Raw genomic sequence first — 22,040 nt, forward strand, 5'->3', positions numbered from 1 at the left:
TACAACATAAATGAAATGCAAATGTACAGTTGCCTCTCCTCGATTATTTTACCTTCCGGAAACTCGCTTGAGCTTCTCAGCAAAAAAGCAACCCCGACCATTAGATGATCGGGGTTACTCGCCTAATTAAACTTAATAACCAATAGATTATTACCATCTAGTATAACCGGACTGGCAAAATGGATTTCGTTAGCGGTGATCCGGTATTCCAAGTTAACGCCTCCCGATTGCATGTTAGTTACCGCGTTCGTTCGCTCTTCGGAGAGCTTGAGTACGAGGAGCTCCAACCTGCCGCTTATCACATGAATCAGCGCTTGTTCCAAATTTTGCTCGAATATTCCCCAGCCCATGTCGAGCGACCAGAAGGTACGGAACACGCCATTCGTCGTTTGTACGGGGCTAAAGCCGATCATGCCTTTGACCATATCGTATTCGAAGCCGCTGAACGCCTGCAGCAAGGAATAGCTGGCCATCGATCTGGCATAGTTGCTGCCGCATTCGATCTCGTTCCATGGATTGCGCTTCTCTCCGTCGTAACGTTCGCGAATGGCCTTCACGATGGAAAGGCCTTCTTCGACGAGTCCCTCTTGAATCATAAGAGACGCTGCTTGATATTCGAAACCTGTCATCGTTTCCGAGTTATACGTAAGCGGAATCGCCGGCTTGCTTACGCCTTCCGGCCAAGTGCAGATGACGATTCCGCCTTCGTCATTCAGCGAGAAAAGCCGCCAAGTATTCGCTTCATGCCTCATACTTGGCTTGAAATTATTCCGATATAAGGATTTCAAAGCTGTACGGATTTGATTCTTATCGAAGATCTCGCCTAGCCCGCTCAGATTGGCATGCCACTGGGCTACGACCTGATCAATAGCGCACCCTTCTGCGATCTGGTATTTAATTTCTCCCAGTTCCTCGTTCCAATAGGTATTAAGGGTCTCATCATCGAAACAGTCTACTACGGATTTATTAGACAAATTGATTTGCTGAATATAATACTCACCATTAAATAAGCAATCATCGACCCACCGTTTGCCCTTTTGGAACAAGCCTTCGAATTCGTCCGCCGTTACCTGTTCGCCCAAGAACGCCGCCATTTCGGCGCCTGCCTTAAGAGCAGCCAAATAAAAACCGCTCAGCCAAGAATTCGGTCCGTACAATTCCATATCCAAGGTGTGATGTTGCCTGCCTTCCAGAATACCCTTCTTGTCGGGATCCCACTTGTCTTCGTTAGTATCCGCCCACGCATACGTGATGGATTTCTTGATTTCCGGCCAGTTGGATTTAAGCCATTCCGTGTTTCCGGAAATCTTCCAATCGCGATAAGCTTTGATGACCCCGCCGAATTGACCGTCCGCGCAGGCTCGATCATCGTTTCTCTTTCGTCCAATTGGCAGCATGAGCCGGAATGACATTCTACCGTCTTCGTCCGCGTTGTATTTGTAATCCAAATCCCGCATGCTGCGTTCCAAACCCGGGAACAAAAAGGGCAGCGAGTAAGCATAGTTCCATACATGCGTGCAAGAACCTTCACAACTGCCGACATCCTCGATGCAGCCTTCAAATCCGTAGAAAGAACCGTCAGTCAGGCGCAATACGGTTGGCGATTTAATGACGGACAAGTTGGCGGAAACCGCGTCTTTGACAACCGCTGGCACCGTCGAAGAGAATAGCGCTTCTTTGAACTTAATCGTGTCTCCGTACAGGCGATCCCAATGCTCGAAGGCATACTTCGCGCTTGCACGGGAATCTTCGAACAGTGTTCCATAATAATTTTTCCAGCTGTTTGGTCGTTGCGGATTCGGGTTCCAAAAATTGTCCACGTTGGGAAAATGCCAACTGATTGTGTATCTGATCTTCTTCTTCTCTCCGGGCGCAAGCTCTATATGCGCAGCTAGCGATGCCGAGTCCTTCCTAGCCTTAGGCTGGTCTGCCACATCATACTGCCTGTTCTTCATACGCCCCGGTTGTTTGAAATCGTGCCAAAACATCTCCAAATTATCGCACCATCCGCCTCGGTACCAAAACTCTTGATAACTGACGTCTGCCGCATCCGTAGATATGGTGATATCTCCGAAGCTAGGATCATCCTCGCCAAACTGATTGGTTCCTAGCTTGATCATATGTATGCTCTGTCCTTGCGACCCTTTGATTTCGCTATATCGGTGATAGACCTGTTCCGTCGGAATGGGATTTCCGACCGAGAGGCATAGCGTGTATACGATTGGTACTTTGTCCGTATTTTCAATTTCCCACTCGAAGAATGCCGCCGGAAGGCTTGAATCGTCTGCTTGCAGCGGAATGAATGGGTTAAAGGCAAGCAATCGCACCCGTCCCGGAAACGCTGATTCCGCGAAAGACATGTTCGCCAACGGGAATTCGCCCCTGAATTCAACCTCTTGGAAATGTGGCATGCCTGCCATCGTCTGGCTTTCAGGCCCGTAGCCATACCCGCTGTGCAAAGGAGCACCGCGAAGATGCTCCCCCATGTAGGGAGCTTGCATGTCGCCGTTTAACACCCGAGCGTCCAACAATTTGCCATCATGCTCCGCCTTAACCGCGAAGTGGCTAAAACCGTTGAAGCTCTTTTTGTTGGGGCGATTAAAGATTTCCCAGTCCACCAATCTGCCATTGCCCGCCAAACCGATACATCCGCTGCCTATTCCTCCGAGCGGAAAGCTGATTTCCCTTGTTTTTTCGCCAATGTATACGTTTTCCAAATGTTTAGCCTCTCTTCATCTATGATATACTTAAGCAACGTAATCTACTAATCATAATGGGAAAGCAACTATATTCCTTTATATATTCGTCTTCATTTTTATGTATAAAACAATCATCTTTTGCTTATGAGAGAGGTTATTACGGATGAGATTAGAAGACCATGCCATAGCCCCCTATATTCGCAACTCGGATTATGCGATCCGGCAGCCGTTTATGCTAGGAGAACGCAATCTGCTGGACTACATCCTATTTTACGTGCAAGAAGGCCAGTTTGAGATTCAGATTAACGGTCAACTGCACGCATTAAAGGAAGGAGATCTATGCCTGCTTCAACCAGGCGACGTGCATACCATTAAGGGAATTACAAATACGATTAATCCGTACGTTCACCTCGATTTTTTCTATAATCCGCTAAGGGAAAGCAGCTTCATCACCCTTCCCGGCCAAGTGGACATGACTTCGTATGCGTCTTTCATGCAGCCTAGACTGCATGATTTCGAGGCGATTCGAATCCCCTTCAAACTAGAGAAAGACCATGCGTACATGCGGGATCTTCTATTTAAAATGATTGAATGCTGGCAGCTGCAAACTTTGTTGGGAATCATGGAAGCCAATCGACTTGCCCACGAATTTCTGACCGCGCTATTCAAACAATACATGAAGCCTCAACCTGGCTCATTATCCCGCCAGCCATTCCTGAACTGGATCTTATCTTATTTCGCCTTTCACATCTCTGAACCTATCAACGTAAGCGATATGGCAAGAAGGGCCTGCCTTTCGCCTTCTCGATTTACCGTGCTTTTTAAACAGCAATTTGCCATGACTCCCTATCAATACTTGTTGAAATTACGAATCGAGCATGCGCAGGAACTATTGAAGGAAGGTCTCTCTCTCCAAAAAACGAGCGAATTTTGTGGCTTTACGGATGTTCATCACTTCTCCAAAACATTCAAATCCGTTACGGGGATCAACCCCGGTCAATATAAAAAAAACCCAAACTGCCTAAGCTAGGCTAGTTTGGGTTAATATTTTATATGCATAATTAATCCCCTCCAGAGACAAATTAACCATGAATTGGAGTGGTGATTCATGAAACTTACAGAGAAGGTACTTACATCGGATCTTGCTGAGAGTGAGGCTATTCTGAAGGATATCCTTCACAATTCGTCTGATGTGGTATTCCGGAAGCTTCAAACGGATGGTCAAACACTGCTTTTCGTATACGTTGATGGCTTATGCGATACTAATTTGGTAGAACAAATCATTCTAAAACCCTTTTTATACAAAGGGTTTCCGGGCGATAGCAACGAGGATTCCCATTTTACTCAGGTGGTTCAACGGCTGATGCTTCCGGTGTTGAAAGTATCCTCGGTAACGATAGCCGGGAAAGTAGTCGAGGGAATTCTTACGGGCCATGTGGCCCTCCTCGCCGAAGGTGAATCCGAGGCCATGCTGGCGGACTTCCAGCACTACCAAGAGCGCAGCGTCGAAGAGCCTTCTAGCGAAGTCGTAGTCCGTGGTCCTCGTGACGGCTTTACCGAGTCTATACGAGTAAATACGAGCTTGATAAGAAGACGGCTCTGTACCCCCCAATTGGTCAATAAGTCTTTCCAAGTCGGGGAAAAATCAAGTACAAAAGTAGAAATTATCTATCTGCATGAGGTCGCCAATGAATCCATCGTGGAAGAAGTAATACGGCGCATCAACCAGATCAAAATCGATGGGATCCTTGAATCGGGATACATCGAGAAGAAGATCGAGGACACTCCGTATTCTCCCTTTCCACAAATTCAGAACACCGAGCGTCCCGATGTCGTGTGCAGTGCTCTATTGGAAGGCAAAGTTGCGATTGTCACAGCTAATACGCCTTTCGTGCTCATCGTTCCCATGACCTTCTGGACCGGTCTTCAAGCATCCGAGGACTACTACGAACGAGCGGTTTTCACGACGCTTGTGCGTTGGGTCAGGTACTTTATGCTCATGATCGCTCTGCTGCTCCCGTCGATTTACGTTGCTCTAACGACCTTTCATCCGCAGATCATCCCGACAGTCCTTCTTATCAGCATCGCAGCAGCAAGGGAGGGCGTGCCCTTTCCAGCCGTTGTAGAAGCGCTAATGATGGAGTTTATGTTTGAAGCCCTTCGTGAAGCCGGAGTTCGGCTGCCGAAAACGGTAGGTTCGGCCGTCAGCATCGTAGGCGCCCTAGTCATCGGACAATCAGCTGTAGAAGCAGGCATTATCTCCGCTCCCATGGTCATCATTGTAGCTACTACCGGCATCGCATCCTTTGGAATACCCCGCTACAATTTGGGAAATGCGTTCCGGATTCTCCGTTTTCCGATGCTGCTGCTTGCAGGATTTATTGGAGTTTACGGAATCCTTGTCGGGATTACGGTGATCCTCATCCATTTAACTTGCCTGAGTTCATTCGGCGTTCCCTACCTCACCCCTGTAACTCCCGAAATAGCAGGCTTTGACAAAAGTCTTATTCATCGCGCGCCGAGATGGAACCTCCGTCGTCGTCCGAAAAAAACGACAGGGAATAACGACAATCTCACTTAATGATGTTCAGGCATCCTTATTTCCAAAAGAAGGTGATGGTTCATGTATCGTAAATTCGGGGTTGTCCTAGTGATGTTACAACTTCTCACGATTGCTTGCTGGGATCAGAAGGAGTTGAGCAACCGGTCCATCTGGATTGGCTCAGGTTTTGACCGTGCCCCGAATCGAGATATCATCCTGAGCGGGCAAATACTAATACCAGGCCAACACAGCCAAGCAGGAGGAAAAGGTAATTCCTCCGGTAACAGCACCGGATTTTTCATCGTTTCAGGCAAGGGTAAAAATGTAAGTCAAGCAGCAGGTGATTTGCAGGGTAAGCTTTCTCGCCTAGTGTTTCCTAGCCACCGAAGAGGTGTTTTTATCGGGGAACATTTCGCAAAGGAAGGGATTACCGACCTGCTGGATGAGCATACCCGTAATCCGGAAGTCAGGTTGCGCACAGATATCTTCGTCGTTAAAGGCAGCACAGCCCGGGAACTACTCCAATCCGGATATCCCTTGGAGAAGATTCCCGCGATCGGCGCTTATAAAATATTGGAGCTTACCAGTGGCATGAAACAGACGACGTTTATGCGATTTCTGAGAGCAGCTAGTAGCGAAGGCGCTAGTCCCGTAATGCCCGTGATTTCTTTGGAACAAAAAGACGGCGAAAATCAAGAAGCAACAAAACAACATGCTTTTCGGATCAATGGTATGGCCATTTTTGATAATAAGTTGAAATTGAAAGGATTTATCCGTCAAGAGGAAGCGCTGAATGTGAATTGGATTACAGATGTTCTGAGCAGCACTACGGTTACAGCCTTCATTCCGAATGGGCAAGGAAGTGTCAGCTTGCACCTCTCGCGGGCTGGTCGCAAAATTCGAACGGACGTCCAAAACGGCAAGCTTGTCTTTCACGTCCGATTGACTGGCAAAGGAATGATTCGCGAGAACCAAAGCCGGCTTAATCTACGCGATCCTGAAAATGTCAAGCTGGTCAAGCAAGCTCTGGAATCCGAAGCAGCAAAAGAAGTAAAACAGATCATATTCAAAATGCAAAATACATATCGCGAAGATATTTTCGGTTTTGGTGAAGTATTGCATAGAAGAAACCCTTCTCTTTGGAAAAAATGGAAAGGAAACTGGAATGAGCATTTTACTATGGCAGAATTTGATGTAAAAGCGGATTTTACGGTAACTCAAATAGGGCTGACTGGGCCTGGCTTACATTGGCGGGAGGAGGAAACAAAACGATGAACAGGCCCAAAATATCTGCAAATCAAGTGTTTTGGATGACGTTTTCGATTGAAATGGCGATGACCTTGTACTTGACCCAATCGCTTGTCATCCACACGGCGAAGCAGGATGCCTGGATGTCTTTCCTGATCGGGGGCGTTATAGCCTGCGGAATTACACTCCTATCCGTGGCCTTAGCTCGTTTATACCCAGACCAGACTCTCGTCGAATTCAGTCGGACGATTCTAGGCCGGTGGCTTGGAAAAATAATTGTCGTTCCCTTTCTGGCAATGTGGATATTCATCTCGAGTACTCTGCTTCGCCAGTTTTCAGATTTTTTCCAAATGATCATGTTTGATCAAACACCTGCAAGCGTACTGATGCTTATGATGATGTTGATCGTATCTGGCTTGGTATGGACTGGAGGGATTGCATCGATTGCGCGCTGCAGCCAGCTCGTAGGTCCTATCATTATGGTAATCGTCGTTTTGATCATATGCCTAAGCTTTAACAACTTCGAGTTTGAGCAAATTCTGCCCGTTTTTAGCGATTCCGGTATCGGAGCGCTTATTCGAGGAAGCCTGACACCTGCTTCGGTATTTGGTGATGCCGTATTCCTTCTTATGTTGACTAGGTTCATGGAGAATCCTCGTCAAGGAACGAAAAGGGCCGTATGGGGCGTTGCGGTAGTCTCCGTCATTTCCTCCGTCCTGACCTTGACGGCTTTGTCAATCTTCGGTCCTGCTTTAGCGTCCAAAATGCTGTTCCCGACTTTTGAGATGATACGGTACGTCTCACTTATGGAATTCATACAAAACATCGAAATTTTTTCAACGGTTATCTGGTTCTTTAGCGTATTTATTAAATTAAGCGTTTATTTATTCTCGACATGCTACGGGATATCCCAATGGTTAGGCTTGAAGCATTGGACTCGTTCAATCTGGGTGATCGCACCGGCAGTGTTTCTTCTCGCATGGAAGTTTCCTCAAACAGGACTTTATGCATCCAAAATTCAGGTTCAAATGGGGCTTCATTACTTCATGCCGATCGTGCTGATCGGTATCCCCCTCCTGCTGTGGATTGTTGGCACTGTACGTAAGCGTTCGCGTCATACTAGACATGTCGATCCATGATGTGAGTCGTACGGAAAGGTTTAATATGTTGGCTGTTTATTCTTCTGCGATGTAAAACATTCGTTATACGTTACTTTGTTTGTCTTTTCATATTTTCAAAGCTTTATATAAATATATTTATCTGTATTGTGTTATTTCATAATTTGTTTTATATATGACTCAGACCTTAGAATAGGGATACATTCATAATCAAATACTACTGGGGGATAAGCAAATGTCAAAGAAAGTGTTGACCGTTGTCATTAACTATACAGATATTCATGAAGGCAAAAGGACAGGGATATAGCTGTCAGCATTTACAGCGTGATTTTTATGAAGGAAAAAAAATAGTAGCAGCCGTTTGCCACAGACCGTTAGGTTTAGTGGTTGTTGCTTTATCGATTTGATAACCTCTTGTCTGGGGCAAAAGAAACGGTTCGAGGCAAGCATCCTCCTTTCCTGCTGGGATACGAGATTCGTGATCTTGGAGCGCCATTCGTGGCATCGCCGAACTATAGGTACTTTAAAGTACCTATATAACTAAAAAGTACGTACTTACCAATAACATTTATATGGTTATATAATAGCACTCATGAACCGGTCAAAAAAAAATAATCTCAGGAGGAATAAACATGAGTCACACGATTGCAAAATCATCAGCTTCTGGTCATGAAGCAAAACCAAAAACGGGCACATGGGCGCTTCTTGCGCTTGCAATTAGCGCATTCGGTATTGGAACAACAGAATTTGTCCCTGTAGGTCTTCTTGCTTCTATTGCAGAAGATTTAAACATCGGTATCACGTTAGCCGGGCTTCTTATTTCAGGTTATGCCATAGGGGTCGCTGTCGGAGCGCCTATCCTTACCGCACTCACCAATCGCATGAGCCGCAAATCCTTGCTTATGACGCTCATGGTTGTATTCATCGTCGGAAACATTGTCGCCGCACTCTCTCCATCATTTGAACTTCTACTTGTTGCTCGATTCATCACGGCCTTCTCCCATGGCGTCTTTTTCTCCATTGGAGCGACCATTGCCGTTCAATTAGTATCGCCAGAAAAAAAGGGTAGTGCCATCGCGCTTATGTTTACCGGACTTACTATCGCAATTGTGACCGGTGTCCCTCTCGGAACATTTATCGGACAGGCATTTGGCTGGAGAGCAACTTTTTGGGGTGTTGCCTTGCTTGGTGTTATTGCGATCATTTCAAGCGCTGTGCTTATCCCAAAAAATCTAAAACAATCTCCACCATCCAAATTATCAGATATGTTCCGATTGCTTACAAATGGCCGATTGATGCTGGGCTTCCTTATTACGGCATTCGGTTATGGAGGAACCTTTGTCGCTTTCACTTATTTAACGCCTCTTCTACATGATGTAACCGGCCTAAGCCATGGCTTCATTAATATTCTTTTGATCGCCTATGGTATCGCTGTAGCATTTGGTAACTCTTTAGGCGGAAAACTAGCCAATAAAAACCCAATACGCGCATTATTTTGGATGTTTATCGTTCAAGCGGCTGTATTGGTCCTTTTAACCTTCTTAGCTCCATTTAAAATAGCTGGCATAATTGGTGTCATTTTAATGGGTCTGCTTGCCTTTATGAACGTGCCTGGTCTTCAGTTATATATTGTTCAGCTTGCTGAGAAGTATGTGCCATCGGCTGTTGATGTGGCTTCCGCAATTAATATTGCAGCATTTAACATCGGTATTGCTGTTGGGTCAATAGTAGGCGGGATCGTTATCGATTCGTTGGGTCTTGTGCATACGCCATGGATCGGTGCAATTATGGTTGCCATCGCAATTATACTCTCAGGTATTTCGGCAAAGCTTGAACGGAATTAATGAAAGGGGGAATACGAATGTTTAGCAATCATCAATCTTACCAAAGCATGTACAAAGAAGGCGAGCTAACGCTTGGTCTCCATATTCCGCTTGAAAACTATCAAATGAAAGCTCCAACGATGGCTAATCAAATTGAGTTGGCGCAGACTGCTGAAGCCTACGGTTTTACTACACTATGGCTCAGAGACGTTATTTTGGAAGATCCGCTTTTTGGAGATCCTGCTGTAGGACAAATTCATGATATTTTGATTTTTGGCACTCATTTGCTTAGTCAAACCAAAAAAATCGCGCTTGGAACATCTGCGCTCGTGCTTCCTCTTCGCCATCCGTTAAGGCTGGCAAAAGAGGTCGCTACGATTGAAGCGCTTTTTCCCGAAAGGCTCATCATGGGGATCTCTTCCGGCGATAGGCGTGCTGATTTTCAAGGTCTTGGAGTCGACCATCCGAGCCGCGGCATTCAATTCCGTGAATCCTTGTCCTATCTCGAAAAGGCACTCTATGAGCATTATCCTAAAATCGACTCTCGTTATGGTCAAATTCAACAGGCGACTCTCGTTCCGACACTAGAGCGAAGAATCCCTACTATGATAACCGGAGTTGCCCAGCAAGAATTTGATTGGCTTGGTGTCCATGGTGACGGCTGGATGTATTATCCGCAAGGACCAATACGACAGTCAGAAGCTATAAAAGCATGGAGAGAGTCAGCAGCTCGCCAAAATCATACCGAATTCCGACCATTTTCCATGCCGATGCATCTCGACTTAGTAGAAGACCCAGATGAAGATGCTACGCCGATTCGGCTAGGTTTTAAAGTTGGTCGCAATAAATTAATAGAATTGCTCGGATTATATAAAGACATTGGCGTAAATCATCTCTTTTTCGCTCTTTTTGATAGTCAGAGACCAGCTGACGAAGTTATTCAAGAACTGGGAGAGTTCGTATTGCCACATTTCCCGCCACACAAAATCAACGGGTAATATAGCATTCCATTCATTTTTTTCCCTATTAAGTCTTATATTCGATAACCATTCTTACTGTCAAATTGGGGGCGAGTCGATTCGCCTCCTCCTTATGCCGCGTCGAACCCAAAAATACAGTCGATAAAACAATAAGGTATTCCAGATAACTTAATATCATAACGAAATAAAATGAGCAGGCTGCCGCAGCGCCTGCTCATTCATCCATGTGTTATTCAACTATCGCTCCTGTTAGTCGAGTGAATTAATATCCTCTACAAATGGAGATACTACATTTAAGGCAATCGATTTTTGAATGTGGTTGCTGTTCTCACATCGTCATCACTCCCTCCTTCAGTATAGAAGGACTAGGCTTTGTTCCCCATGACTACTCCTCCGCATTTTGTGATCAATTCTCTGCAAGCAATTGACTAATGCGAGAACATTTGGCCTTCCAGCCGCTGTTATGGGTACAATAACGTCTACCTTCCACACCGTATCCTTTTGCATACAAATCAATCATTATCAAAAAAAGACCACCCCGAAGGGTGGTCTGCACTCAAGATGACTACTATTAACAGGAACAAAATCAGGTAATGCTATGCCCTCCTTATTCCTTAATGGACCCGAGCATAACGCCTTTAACAAAGTATCGCTGAAGGAAGGGATACAGCAGCAATATCGGGACGGTCGCAGCGATGATCGTTGCATATTTGATCGTTTCTTGAATAAGTCCTTTGTCCACGTCGGACACCGCCGTCGTCATCGAATCCGTGTTGTTCGTAATTAAAATTTCCTGCAAAACAAGCTGCAGCGGATATAGATCCCGGTCTCGCAAGTAAATCAAGGCATCCATATATGCGTTCCAATGGGATACGCCGTAGAATAGCGTCATAACTGCCATAATCGGCAAGGAAACCGGAATGAAGATTTGGAACAAAATACGGAAATCGTTGGCGCCGTCAATTCGGGCCGACTCCTCCAGTGCGACGGGTATGCCTGCGAACGACGTGCGCATGACAAGCAGATTCCACGTGCTGATCGCGGATGGCAGTATCATCGCCCATCTGGTGTCGAGCAGGTCCAGGTTTTTCATATTCAAATAAGTCGGAATAAGTCCTCCCGAGAAAAACATCGTAAACACAATCCCGAACATGATCGGCCCAACGAGCTTTACGCCCTTGCGGGACAACGCATAGGCGGCGAAGCTTGTAAGAACAAGATTCAAAGCCGTGCCTGCGACAACATATATTCCCGTGTTCAAATATCCGATCGTTATCATCGGATTCTCGAACACAAGCTTATACGATTCGAGGCTGAAGCCCGCCGGGAAAAAGAGCAGCCCCCGATGGTCTATCAATTGCATTGGATCGCTTAACGAAGCGAACAGCACATATAGAAATGGATATAATGTAACGGCCATTAACGCCAGCATGAACAAAGCATTCGATGTGTCGAATATCCGCTCTCCTAAACTGATGCGAGGCTTCAAATTTGCTGCACCTCCTGAAATGGAACTACCACAGGCTCGTGTTGTTGATCTTCCGGCTCACTGCGTTAGCAGATACGAGCAAAATGAAATTCATGATGTTGTTGAATAAGCCGATTGCCGCCGAAAAACCGTAATCCATCTGGAGCAAGCCACGCCGGTACACGAACGTGGATATAACGTCCGCCGTTTCGTAAGTTGTTGAATTATAGAGCAGCAGAATTTTTTCCAAGCTGCCCCCGGCCATGAGCGTACCCATTCGCAAAATGAGCATTATGATGACGGTTGGCATAATGCCGGGGACGGTTACGTGCATAATTTGCTTGAATCGCCCCGCTCCATCCGTCTTGGCTGCTTCATACAGGCTCGGATCAATTCCCGCGATCGCGGCCAAATAAATGATCGAGCCCCAGCCTACGCCTTGCCAGATGCCGGATGATACATAGATCGACCTAAACCATTCAGGCGCAATCAAGAATGATACGGACGGTATCCCAAGTAGGTCGGTCAATTGATTGATCAATCCGTCACCCGATAAAAAATCCACCATCATCCCCGCAACGACGACGATTGAAATAAAGTGCGGCAAATACGTGATCGACTGTACGATATTTTTGAATGCGCGTTTGCGGATTTCGTTAAGCAGCAAGGCAAGCAAGATCGGAGCCGGAAAACCGAACACGAGTTCATAGATGCTGATCATTACCGTATTGCGAATCAGTCTCCAAAAATAATAGCTTTCATAGAAAGACACGAAATGCTTCAAGCCAACCCAATCGCTCGCCCATATCCCTTTGGCTGGAGAGAAATCCTTGAAGGCGATCTGCAAGCCATACATGGGCATGTACAAAAACACAACGTAATAAACAACGACCGGAAGCAGCATGAAGTAAATGTATTTATGGCGGGACCAGCCCCGTAACGTTTTCAATTTTTATGTCCTCCTTCGGCATGCAAGGTAGAAAAATAGCGGGTCCCCGGAAATTACGCATCCGCGTAAGCTTCGCCGGGTATCCCGCTCCAGCTTGGCATTACCGTTTCAAATATCGATCGTATGCAGCTTGCTGAATTTCAAGCGCTTCCTGGATGCCCATTCCTTCAATGGTCTTCACGAAGTTGTTGAATGAATCTATTGATTCCGCGCCCATTACGTATTTGTCAAACATCTCGTCGCGGTAAGTGTTTACGTCCGTCATGATCGAAGCAAGGCGTGCCGATTCGTCATTCGTGAACGACAACGGCGGCAGCCAGTTCTCGTTTTCGACATCCATCCAAGTATTAAGCGCCGCTTGCTGCTGCGGCATTGAAGCGTTTTGCAACTGGTAGCGTTTATCCTGTACGAACGGGCCTCCGAACGGAATCGCGTACCTTCCGAGCGAAGTGCCGAACGCAAGACCGTCCGGGTTTTTCAAAATATCGTCGGTATACGTCGGGAAGCCGTCTTTCATGACGTAGCTCTTGCCTTCGATGCCGAAGTTGAACAGCATCGAGCCTTCTTCCCCGTACTTGTAGTCGAGCCATTTTACCGTTTCCTCGACATGTTTATTATTTTTCGTGATCGCTGCTCCAACGCTGTTGAAGATCGGCTCGCGCTGGCCGAGCACCGGCTTTTCGCCTTTCGCGAGCGTCGGGTAAGGTGCGCCGGCAAGGTTAAACTTCGGATTTTTGGCGGACATGGCCGTCGTATATTTTCCGATGCCGCCGCCTACGGCCAGCTCGGAAGCGCCGAGCAGCTCACCTGTCCATTTCGCATCCTTCTGCTTGGCATCCGTTCCCGCATAATCGCGGTCAATCAGGCCTTCCTCATACCAGCTGCGCATCGTTTGGAGAAACGCCTTGTATTCTGATTGAATCGGGCCAAATACAACTTTGCCGTCCTGCAGGTTGAACCGCCCGGAGGTTCCCCATGCGTTCAAGAACACATTGCTGAAGTTAAGCATTGTATCTCTGGCGATTAGCAGCGGAATTTCGTCTGCCTTGCCGTTTTTGTTCGGATCTTTTTCTTTAAACGCTTTCAAAACCGCATGCCATTCATCGATAGTCGTCGGCATTTGGAGTCCTACTTCATCCAACCAATCCTGGCGAACCCCGATTCCTTGATACGTACGAAGATAAGGGTCGCTTCTTAAGAAAGGAAACGCATAGATACGACCGTCATCCGTAGAAATATCCTTTTTGATTTCCGGATTTTCTTCCAGCAGCTTGGACAGGTTCGGAGCGAACTTCTCGATGTAATCGTTAAGCGGAATAATAACGCCGTTGTTCATCGCGCCTACGCCGCCGCCCGGATAGTCGTTCCACCCCCACTCGATTACGTCCGGATAATCGCCGGAGCTCATAAGCAGGTTGAATTGGTTTTTCTCTTGGCCTACTGCAGGATGCTGAAATTCGATATGAATTCCCGTCTTTTTCTCCGTTTCTTGATAGGCGGCCATGTCGTTTTGCGTTTTCATGCCTGGAGCCGGATTACCTGACATCGTTACAAAATAAGATAGCGTGAGCGGCTCTGCTACAATCTTTCCGTCTGCCGGTGCGTTCGTGGCATCCGCTTCCTTCGGCGTGTTCGCAGGACCCTCTTCTTGTTTGTCCCCGCTGGAGCATGCCGACAATACGACCGTTAATGACGTAAACGCCGCAAGCGCCGTGATCCAATACCTTTTACCGTACTTCATAAATCGTTACCCCCTCGTTACTTGTATGAGATGCTGCGTCTTCCGCAGCCACCCCCTTATGTTAGCGGCGTGCCTTGCTTGCTGAATACGTCCTAACTGTTCGATCCATATTCCGATTGATAGATCGAATACTATTCGTCTTTAAGATTGATGTTCCGTTTGTATGTTGGCGCGGTATTGGCCGGGTGTAATGCCTTCATGCTTCTTAAAAAAACGGATAAATCCAATATCGTTTGAATAACCGACAGCCTGGGCGATATGTGCGACCGTGCATGGCGACTCCGACAGCAGCCGCTTCGCTTCCTGCAAACGTACTTCGGCTATGAAGTCAAGAATTGTCCGCCCTGTTGCTTTCTTGAAGAAAGAAGACAAATACGGCTGCGTAATGCCAAGCTCATCCGCAATCAAGCCGACGCTCAGCATGTTTTGATCGAAGCGTTCATGAACGATCCGTTTGATCGTGCCAAGCATCCGGCTTCCCTGATCTGTGCGCCCTTCTTTCCATAATGAGCACACGATCAGGAAATCCGCTTTCAGCTCCTCGAAGGCGCTCCGCTGATCTTGAACGGAATTTGGATAATTCATTAACAACCGCATAGCGAGTCCCGTGTCCGACTTAGGCGTGTTCTGGACAATGCGATACAGCGTAGAAGAAAGATTCATGAGAAAGTAAGAGCCGATACGCGTGCCGCTTACGCTGCCGTCATCATGATCTGCATACAATGCATCCAGCAGTTGTGCGGTTTTCTCTTCCTCTCCCGACTTCACGTAGTTCGTCAACTGCTGTTCGATATCCAGCGGGTAGTAATAAACCGGCGCTTGATCCGACAGCTTGTCCGTTCCGGTAGCCGACGCATGGATTTTGTAGCTTTCACCCAGCCTTTTAAGCGCATCGCGGAACGCTTCCCCGATTTGCTCCATATCGTGCACGACGGAGCTCCTGCCAATGGCAACCTTCAGCCGGAAGCGCTCGCTCAGCACCTGATCGAGGCGTTCCTCAATCGACGCAAGCTGCTCTAGCCGTTCGGCCTCGCTCGCTTCATTGAAATTGATCAAAAGCGCAATCCTTCCTTGATCGAGCTCGCTCGTAAAGGCAATATGCCGCTCATTCGCCAGCTCGGATGCAATATTGGAAATGATGAAGTTCACGAACATCCATTCCTTATCGCTCGGAAACGGGCTCATGTCTTCCGCATCTATTAGCATGACGGCGAAGGACGGGGATACGAATCCAATTCCCATAAACTGCAGCGATTCCGGATGCAGCTCATGCGGGTCCGCATACCCTCTGATCAAGCGGTTCAAAAAATGTATGCGGATAATGGGTGTCTGCTGCGACAGTCTTGTTCTAAGCTCCGACTCCGTCAGCCTTGCCGATTGAATCGATGTGTGGATCAGCTCATATTCAATGGGGCCCTGCTTATTCTGTGCAGCGATTGCTCCGCCCTTCACCGCAGATACGAGATCGCGGATCGGACGATAGTTCCGATAGGCGAGATAGCCGGATACAACCGCTCCTGAACACGCTGCTAACAAAAATAATAACAATGCCCAGCTTCGAACCTCGTTTACTTCCTCCAAAAAAACGGCGCGCGGCACTTCCATGACATATTTCCAGCCGTAAACGCTGGAGGAAGCATAGGATACGACCAGCCCTCCGCCACCGCGGCCGGCTTCCAACTTCCCTTGGTTGCCCCGCATATCCGAATAGCCAAATGGCAGTGGCTCCTGCTTGTCTGCCGTTGAGCTAATAATTCGGTCGGAATCGTCCAAAATATAAATTTCGCCTCGTCCTGCCTTCGCGAGGCCGTCCAGCATTTTTCGCAGCTGCTCGTCGTTAATCATAATAAACAGCGTAGCCAGCCTTTTCGATTGGTCTATGAGCGGCAGCGTCTGCATATAGGCGATAACGTCGTGCTTTCCTTCAAATTTGCTCCTAGTGAGCAGAGCCGGCTCGAACGTCTGGTAGTGGTAGCCGCTTTCGAACTTGGCGATCCAATCTTTCGCGCTCATCCCATCGAACTTGTCTACCTCGTCGAACAAAATGTCCGGCTTCGTTTTTACTCCCGGTCCGAGCATTGTACCGGACTTCGGCAGGTAAATATAATAATCATAAATATATGGTGTCAGCTGTTTATAACGCTGTAAATCATCGGCCATTTTGATCATATCGTACTGCTCCCGGTCGGACATCGGTAACTTGCTGTTCATTAGCTGGACCATTTTCGGATGATTGGCGATTTGTTGCTCCAACTGCTCGATAAGCTGGAGCTGGCCGTCGGCAAGCTCCCTAAGTTGAGCGAGCATTGCCGAGTTCGTTCGCTCAACAGAATGCTCGACAACGTCCCTTGCTCGCCAATAAAGAAGACTGCCGATAATAATAAGCAGCAGTAGGATAGCCATATAGGACCAAAACAACGCCGACCAAGCGCCCTTTAAATGCAACCATCTATACCGATTCACGCGTCCTTTATTTCTCATCCATGCTCCTCCGCTTTCCATCACATTTTAAAGTGACTCCCTCTGAAATCAGGCCTAAATACTTGTTTCAGCATATCAAACTTACATACCGCTAATGACTATCGTATTGTTCGATGAATAATACATTTGTAATATTCGTGTACCTAGCAGGGCTTTTCACAGGTGACGCCCCTTACTAGACGTGCCATGAAAAAAAACGTGCGGCAAGGTACTGCCGCACGTCTTCGATATTTTGTAAACCCCGAGTTCAAGCTGCAGTGCTAGGAGCCGTAACTGCCTGACGTATCGAGCAGCAACGATTCAACCGCTTTTAATTTGGATGCAGCCGCTCTTTTGTTTAGCTCTTCCCAATATAGCTCCTCATCGATCGGAAGCTCGACCGTTTGCTCCAGCCAGCTAGACAAATGCATCGCATTCGATAGCGTTAAGCTATGGATGCCCTCCTCGCCGCCGGCAACCAGCGGGTCACCGTACAATACCGATTTGGCAAATGCGGCTAAGACGCCCATGTGCTGGCTATTGTCGCCTTCCGTCTGAACAATGGATACTTCTACCGCCGGACTGGCAAAGCCTTCTTTGGATTCGAAGCAAAACTCGCGCTCGTTCTGGCTCAGCTTATGGAGCGTCAACGTATTGTTTTCACAGACCAGCTTGCCTCTCTCCAGCGTAATTTCAAATCGGTTCGTGCCCGGCAGGTCGGCGGTCGTCGTCACGAATACACCCGTCGCGCCATTTGGAAATTCTAAATACGCCGTCACGTCGTCCTCCACCTCAATATGATGCCATTTGCCGTTATGACAGAACGCACGAACTTTACTTGGCATTCCGCATATCCACTGAAGCAGGTCGATATTATGCGGACATTGGTTCACCAGCACGCCGCCGCCTTCGCCGGCCCAAGTCGCACGCCAGCTGCCGGAATCGTAGTAGGCCTGTGTTCTGTACCAGTCCGTAATGATCCAGTTCACCCGTTTGATCGCCCCTAATTCTCCGCTGTTCACAAGCTCATGCATCTTACGGTATAACGGATTCGTCCTCTGGTTGAACATCATTCCGAATACGACATCGCTCTGCTGCGCCTTATTGTTCATTTCTCTAACCTGCTTCGTATAAACGCCGGCAGGCTTCTCGCACATAACATGAAGCTTCCGTTCGAAAGCCTTTATCGCAAGGGGCGGATGAACGTAATGCGGCGTTGCAATGATAACCGCGTCGCATAAGCCGCTGTCCATGAGCGCTTCCGCGTTTACGAATAATCCGACCGTTTCCGGCAAATACGTTTTGGCCGCCGCCAGTCGTTTTTCGTCTGAATCGGCAACCGCGGTTAGTTGTATATCCGGCACGGCCCCTCCGAGCAATTTTCTCGCGTGATCCGTTCCCATGTTGCCCATTCCAATAATGCCCAGGCGCATTTTCTCCATTATCATCCTTCAATCCCCTCTCCCATCCATCAATAGCCAAACTTGGCCAAGCTATAGCAGCTCGTTCGCAGTCAATCTAAACGATAGCCTAGGCAAAAATCCTGCTCAATGAGCAAATAGTTGTTTTTTTCCTTATCAAGCGCTTACAATATACCTATCGCATACCGATACGTACTTCATTTCTGCAATCTTTATAGACGAACGCCTAACATCCTCTTCCGTCTGAACAAACGATCTAATTGCTTATAACTGAGCGCCAAAAATCATGAAACCCTTACCCTCCCTTATCTTCTTATATGAAGCCTACACTCATTAATTATAGTTTTCCGTTCAATCGCCGCCATTGCGAAAAGAAAGGAATTCATTGCAAATATAGCGGTCATCTACTACACTTGAGTGGAAATCGTTCCCGGGAGTGATAAGCGATGCAATTAGTAGATATTCATACGGACTCTATCATTCTTCACCACACCGTGGATAATCAAAAAACAGATCGGTATGCGCTCCACTGTCACAATTTCTACGAGGTGTTCTACTTCATCGCGGGTGATGTAAGCTACCTGGTGGACGGCAAGCGGTATGCTCCAAAGCCGAATAGCATACTGCTGATCGCGCCTCATGTGTTCCATGGCGTCAAGATCGAGAGCGACTCAGCCTACGAGCGCATATCGCTTCACTTTGTGCCTAGCTTCCTGCCCCTTGAAAACCAGTCGATTCTACTGTCTCCCTTTCAAACGGCTTACGGTTATGCCAATGTATATTTAACTGATGACGGACAAAAAGACTTTCATCATTTCTTCAAACAATTAATGGATTGTCGTTATATGGATGAGGATTACCGAGAGCTGTCGCTGCGCATCCGGCTGGAGGCGCTGTTGTCACAAATATTGTTCACGAGCCAATCTCTGAAGGACCGATCCGAATCGGCCTCGTCAACTACTACCGTCTCCAGTGTCATTAAATATTTAAACGACCATATCGGCGAGCCCGTTACTCTGGACGACCTTTCCTCCAAATTTTATATAAGCAAGCATCACTTGAACAAAATATTCCGCAAAGCAACCGGCACAACCGTCCTTAATTATGTCATTCACAAGCGGGTCGTCATGGCTCAAAATTTGATGCTGCAAGGCCAATCAGCCAACACTGCTTCTGCGATAGCAGGCTTCGGAGACTACTCCTCCTTCTACCGCGCCTACAAAAAAATTTTCCGCCATGCCCCTTCGGTCAAGCAAACCCCAATTCTCCTCCAGTAGGAGAAGCCGTTTCCAAAAACTGCTCGTTCCAACGATCACTATGTAACCAAGAGCAGCTCCAATTATTTTTAACAATAGATTATCATGTAAAAAAAACACCGTGTAAGAGGAATTAGTCCATCCCTACAGGATGGACTAATTCCTCTTAATGAGCTTGCATTAATTTGCGCAATTAATTTTGCCTGAACAAAAATAGCTTGGATTCGGAGGGGGCGAGCTCGGCACGGTACATGTCCGCACCACCCTCTATACTCCATTCTCTTCCATTCCATAAATCTCGGACCACAATCCCATTAGAGGAATCGATGCCAAACCGTTCAAAGGATATGATCTTTTCACTTCCGCACTCTGCATCAAAATTAAATGCCGCAACCCATGTTCCTTTTTCATCGCTAAGTATGAACAAATCCTCGCTTTTATCGCCGCTGCGCCCCTCTACTGGACGGAATGTAACGCCTTTGCGCGCCAGAGATATTACCTCAATATTTGTCATCCATTCCCTAGCACGCTGCTTCGCTTCTTCCATCCGGAAATCGTCGCCAAGCAGAAGAGAGGTGCCGGCTATAACAGCGCTGTTCAATCTGCTTCTACCTTCTGCTTCGGTGATTGATCGTTGATTGCTGCTCTTATACAATACGACATGATCGGGATCGTTAAAGCGGTACAAGGAGTCATTAATCCACCAACCGTAAGTCAGCGCGTTTAGCATATACTCCGTATCGCCAATCGTCCCGAACGCGTCACAGGATACGCGGCGGCTATGCGCATAACCATGAGGAAACAATGGCGCAATGGACAAATTAATTAAAAATGGCCGGCCTATGTGCTTTGGATCCAACGTTTCGCAAATATGGGCCATCCCTTTATTATACGCCTGTATGCCCGTTCGAACGCTCGAATCATGGAATACGCCTTCCATGGCGCCATGTGTCAGGAAGTCCAGCTTTACGTAATCAAAGCCCCACTCCACGAAACTATCCAGTTTTCGCTTTATTCGATCCAGCGCCGCCGGATGAGAAGGATCGATCGCAAAGGCGCCATCCAGCTTCGGCAGCGGGTTACCTGCCTGGTCCTTGATTAAGATATCCCTGTACAGCACCGCTCCATCCGTTTCTTCTACCGGCGTATCCGGATCGCTTCCCCAAAACGCAAACGGCGTATAATAAATACCCGGCTTTTGCCCATTTGCCTTCACTCTGTTCACTGCTTGGCTAAGCTGCTCCGGGGACAAATTGTCCCAGAAGGAATCAAAGTTGACGTATAAGCTGCCTTCATCATCAGAGTAACCGTTCAACTGCAGTTCGTTTCGGAAAAAATCCGAAGTGTGCGTATATACGTCAAAATCAATCTCTGACATAACGGCAGACCAGCTGTTCCAACCTATTGGGACGCCGCCTTGCCATGGAAGAGCTGGGGACAGCTTCGCGTTCGCCTTTCCGTAAGTTTCAAGCCCGTCGCGATAGTCCTCGAATGCGCCTACGAATATCGTCGGCGATACGATGCTCTTGCCTCGCAAGGACCCATGCGCAACCGTGTCCCGCGTCTGCATATCAGCAGCACCCCCGTATACGCGAAGCCTGCCGACCGAGCCCGAAAATGTTCCTTCAACGGCTAATCCCGTTTTCCATGTATCATGCGTGACGGACCCCAGAACGAATCCATTTCTGCGTTCCGAATGGTAGATGGCTGTCACTTCATAGCTGTGTACGCTGCAAGGTATGGCATGGGAAGCGAATCGGACCCATTTATCATTGTCAAACGGCATGAATAATGCTCTTATTTCGCCAGTCGATTCGGGAAAAGAGCCGAATTCCAAAACGCTTCCATCATTTAAATAGGAAGCGAGCGGCGTCATCTCGTTTGTCTCCCATTCGAATTCAGATTCTAATTCCAACTCGACTAATAAATACGGAATCTGTTCATACATTCGTATATGCTGGCGCATCACCGGCTTACCCAAATCTTCATGCGCAAATGTCCAGCGGATGCCCTGGCCGAAGCTGTCTTCAATTGCCTGCACCGATGTTTGGTCAACCCCGTGCTTGCTATAATAAGTGGAACGTAATTGTTCAAGTCCATATCGTGCTTCCGCATAAAGCCCAACCACGGCCTCGCCGCTGCTCCAACGAAGCGTTATCGTCCCACCTCCAAAATCCGCTTCCGCGCGGACTAACCCGTTATCTACAGTGAATCCAGTTGAGGCCTTCTCCAGCTTCATTTCACCGATCTTCATTTCCGTAACATTCATTATCAGTTCTCCCATCCTCAAACCCGATTTGAAAACAAAACAATAGCATCATTACTTATCCATTCG

Annotated in this window: 14 protein-coding genes; 7 read left to right on the forward strand and 7 right to left on the reverse strand. The window is 47.4% G+C overall.

Going from position 1 to position 22,040, the window contains the following annotated elements; genetic code table 11:
* Positions 1 to 122: 122 nt before the first annotated feature.
* The gene (locus A7975_RS07300) at positions 123 to 2,717 is read right to left on the reverse strand and encodes a GH116 family glycosyl-hydrolase (protein WP_065384640.1); all 2,595 of its coding nucleotides are present in this window, start codon (positions 2,715 to 2,717) and stop codon (positions 123 to 125) included.
* Positions 2,718 to 2,862: 145 nt separating this feature from the next.
* On the opposite strand from A7975_RS07300, the gene A7975_RS07305 reads away from it, so the two are divergent.
* From A7975_RS07305 to A7975_RS07330, 6 genes are all read left to right on the forward strand, one after another.
* Entirely contained in the window at positions 2,863 to 3,729 is an 867-nt protein-coding gene (locus tag A7975_RS07305; protein ID WP_065384641.1) for an AraC family transcriptional regulator, read from the forward strand.
* 78 nt (positions 3,730 to 3,807) lie between these two features.
* Positions 3,808 to 5,280 carry a spore germination protein gene (locus A7975_RS07310; RefSeq protein WP_065384642.1) on the forward strand — a complete coding sequence of 491 codons (1,473 nt, stop codon included), beginning with the start codon at positions 3,808 to 3,810 and terminating at the stop codon, positions 5,278 to 5,280.
* A 42-nt stretch (positions 5,281 to 5,322) separates the two neighbouring features.
* On the forward strand, positions 5,323 to 6,516 hold the full coding sequence (locus tag A7975_RS07315; RefSeq protein WP_065384643.1) for a Ger(x)C family spore germination protein: 1,194 nt from the start codon (positions 5,323 to 5,325) through the stop codon (positions 6,514 to 6,516).
* A complete protein-coding gene (locus A7975_RS07320) occupies positions 6,513 to 7,628 on the forward strand; it encodes a GerAB/ArcD/ProY family transporter (RefSeq protein ID WP_065384644.1) in 1,116 nt (371 codons plus the stop codon). Before A7975_RS07315 ends, A7975_RS07320 begins: the two co-directional genes overlap by 4 nt.
* Positions 7,629 to 8,239: 611 nt before the next feature.
* On the forward strand, positions 8,240 to 9,451 hold the full coding sequence (locus tag A7975_RS07325) for an MFS transporter (RefSeq protein ID WP_065384645.1): 1,212 nt from the start codon (positions 8,240 to 8,242) through the stop codon (positions 9,449 to 9,451).
* 17 nt (positions 9,452 to 9,468) lie between these two features.
* Positions 9,469 to 10,428: a TIGR03571 family LLM class oxidoreductase gene (locus tag A7975_RS07330; protein WP_483295894.1), complete on the forward strand. Its 960-nt coding sequence runs from the start codon at positions 9,469 to 9,471 to the stop codon at positions 10,426 to 10,428.
* A gap of 589 nt (positions 10,429 to 11,017) precedes the next feature.
* Here A7975_RS07330 and A7975_RS07335 read toward each other — a convergent pair.
* The 5 genes from A7975_RS07335 to A7975_RS07355 all read right to left on the reverse strand — a co-directional run bounded on the left by A7975_RS07335 (position 11,018) and on the right by A7975_RS07355 (position 18,470).
* Positions 11,018 to 11,842: a carbohydrate ABC transporter permease gene (locus tag A7975_RS07335; protein ID WP_082198078.1), complete on the reverse strand. Its 825-nt coding sequence runs from the start codon at positions 11,840 to 11,842 to the stop codon at positions 11,018 to 11,020.
* Between the two features lie 82 nt (positions 11,843 to 11,924).
* Positions 11,925 to 12,782 carry an ABC transporter permease gene (locus A7975_RS07340; RefSeq protein ID WP_082198079.1) on the reverse strand — a complete coding sequence of 286 codons (858 nt, stop codon included), beginning with the start codon at positions 12,780 to 12,782 and terminating at the stop codon, positions 11,925 to 11,927.
* A 145-nt stretch (positions 12,783 to 12,927) separates the two neighbouring features.
* Positions 12,928 to 14,568 carry an extracellular solute-binding protein gene (locus tag A7975_RS07345; RefSeq protein ID WP_065384649.1) on the reverse strand — a complete coding sequence of 547 codons (1,641 nt, stop codon included), beginning with the start codon at positions 14,566 to 14,568 and terminating at the stop codon, positions 12,928 to 12,930.
* Positions 14,569 to 14,709: 141 nt separating this feature from the next.
* A complete protein-coding gene (locus tag A7975_RS07350; protein WP_065384650.1) occupies positions 14,710 to 17,049 on the reverse strand; it encodes an AraC family transcriptional regulator in 2,340 nt (779 codons plus the stop codon).
* A 260-nt stretch (positions 17,050 to 17,309) separates the two neighbouring features.
* Positions 17,310 to 18,470, reverse strand: coding sequence for a Gfo/Idh/MocA family protein (locus A7975_RS07355; RefSeq protein ID WP_065384868.1), 1,161 nt, complete (start codon positions 18,468 to 18,470; stop codon positions 17,310 to 17,312).
* A gap of 425 nt (positions 18,471 to 18,895) precedes the next feature.
* On the opposite strand from A7975_RS07355, the gene A7975_RS07360 reads away from it, so the two are divergent.
* Positions 18,896 to 19,726, forward strand: coding sequence for an AraC family transcriptional regulator (locus A7975_RS07360; protein WP_065384651.1), 831 nt, complete (start codon positions 18,896 to 18,898; stop codon positions 19,724 to 19,726).
* Positions 19,727 to 19,898: 172 nt separating this feature from the next.
* Here the strand turns inward: A7975_RS07360 and A7975_RS07365 are convergent, their stop codons facing one another.
* The gene (locus A7975_RS07365) at positions 19,899 to 21,974 is read right to left on the reverse strand and encodes an alpha-galactosidase (RefSeq protein ID WP_065384652.1); all 2,076 of its coding nucleotides are present in this window, start codon (positions 21,972 to 21,974) and stop codon (positions 19,899 to 19,901) included.
* Positions 21,975 to 22,040 lie beyond the last annotated feature (66 nt).

Origin of the sequence: Bacillus sp. FJAT-26390, assembly GCF_001682865.1 — a bacterium.
Lineage (GTDB): Bacteria > Bacillota > Bacilli > Paenibacillales > Paenibacillaceae > Pristimantibacillus.